This window comes from Stenotrophomonas sp. HMWF003 (assembly GCF_003061285.1).
Taxonomy (GTDB): Bacteria; Pseudomonadota; Gammaproteobacteria; order Xanthomonadales; family Xanthomonadaceae; genus Stenotrophomonas; species Stenotrophomonas maltophilia_AP.
In genome coordinates, this window is record NZ_QAIW01000445.1 from 1 (window position 1) to 1,739 (window position 1,739).

The following is a 1,739-nucleotide window of genomic DNA, read 5'->3' on the forward strand; positions in this document are numbered from 1 at the left end:
AACGACGAGCACCTCGACATCGCCAGCCTCGGTGGCCACACCATGGGCACCACCTGGCAGGTAAAGCTGGTGGTCGCGCGCACGCGCGATCTGCACCCCCTGCATGCCGGCATCCAGGCCCGGCTCGACGCCATCGTGGCGCAGATGAGCACCTGGGAAGCCAACAGTGACATCACCCGTTTCAACCGTGCCGCGCCCGGCAGCGCACAGCGCGTGCCCGACCTGTTCGCACAGGTGGTGGACGCCGCCATGGACATCGCCCGCCGCAGCGCGGGTGCCTTCGACCCCACCGTGGGGCCGCTGGTCGCGCTGTGGGGCTTTGGCGCGCACGCGCTCGCACAGCGGATTCCCGACCCCGCCACGCTGGCCGCCACCCGCGCGCGCTGCGGCTGGCAGCGCCTGCACTGGGCCGATCAGACCCTGCAGCAACCCGGTGGCGTGGAACTGGATCTGTCCGCCATCGCCAAGGGCTTCGGCGTGGACCAGGTCAGTGCCTGGCTGCGCCAGCAGGGCGTGCATGCCGCGCTGGTGGAAGTGGGCGGTGAACTGCATGGTTACGGCCGCAAGCCCGACGGCCAGCCCTGGCGCGTGCTGGTCGAGGCCGGTCCCGAAGAAGAAGCCAGCACCGCATTGCCGCCACGGGTGCTCGCGCTGGACGACCTGGCCGTGGCCACCTCCGGCGACCGCTGGCACCACTTCGAACAGGACGGCGCGCAGTTCAGCCATACCCTGGACCCGCGCACCGGCGCGCCGGTCACGCGTGCGGCCGCCGCCGTCACCGTGGCCGCACGCGACGCGATGCATGCCGACGGCTGGGCCACCGCACTGACCGTGATGGGCGTCGAGCAGGGGTTGGCCTTTGCCCGCGAGCACGCGCTGGCCGCGCGCTTTGTCAGCCGCGGCGCGCACGGCGTCGAAGAGCACCTGAGCCCGGCCTTCGCACAGCTGCTGGATGCACCACAGGCGCCGCCCGCATGAGCCGTCCGTCGCGCGCCACCGTGGGCAACCTGCTGGTGATCGCCGTGCTGGCGGTGCTGGCGTGGCTGCTGCTGCGCCTGCACCTGCAGGCGCCGTGGTGGCAGGGTCCACCGCTGGCGTCGCACTGGCGCATCGCCGCCGCCAGCGTGTTCGGCTATGCCGTGCTCTGCGCCGCGATCTGGTGGCGGGGGCGTCCACGCGACGATGCCGCGGTAGCGGGCGGGCCGGTACCGCTGCTGCTGGTCTGGGCCAGCCAGACCGGCTTTGCCCAGCAACTGTGCGAACGCAGCGCCGAGACCCTGCGCGCGGCGGGCGTGCCGGTGCGGCTGCGCGGCCTGCACCAGGTGGACGCCAGCACGCTGCAGCAGGCCACGCAGGTCCTGTTCATCGCCAGCACCACCGGCGAAGGCGATGCGCCCGACCACGCGCTGCCGTTCCTGCGCACGGTGATGCCGCAGGCGCTGGCACTGCCACAGCTGCAGTACGGCGTGCTGGCACTGGGCGACCGCAGCTACGGGTACTTCTGCGCGTTCGGCCACCAGCTCGATGCGTGGTTGCGCCAGCACGGCGCGCACCCGTTGTTCGACACCGTGGAAGTGGACAACGCCGACCCGGCCGCGCTGCGCCACTGGCAGCAGCTGCTGGGCCAGCTGGGCGGCACCGCCACGGACCTGCCCGACTGGACCCCGGCCGATTACCTGCACTGGCAGCTGCGCAGCCGCACGCTGGAAAACCCGGGCAGCCCCGGTGCCGGCACCTGG

Annotated in this window: 1 protein-coding gene and 1 pseudogene; both read left to right on the plus strand. The window is 72.6% G+C overall.

Annotation, left to right across the window (positions count from 1 at the left end; all coding sequences use genetic code 11):
* Window positions 1-18: 18 nt before the first annotated feature.
* Window positions 19-978, plus strand: coding sequence for an FAD:protein FMN transferase (locus DBR34_RS19555; RefSeq protein WP_258224165.1), 960 nt, complete (start codon window positions 19-21; stop codon window positions 976-978).
* Window positions 975-1,739, plus strand: a pseudogene (locus tag DBR34_RS24170) (flavodoxin domain-containing protein); the annotation flags it as partial. The gene DBR34_RS19555 and the pseudogene DBR34_RS24170, both read left to right, overlap by 4 nt.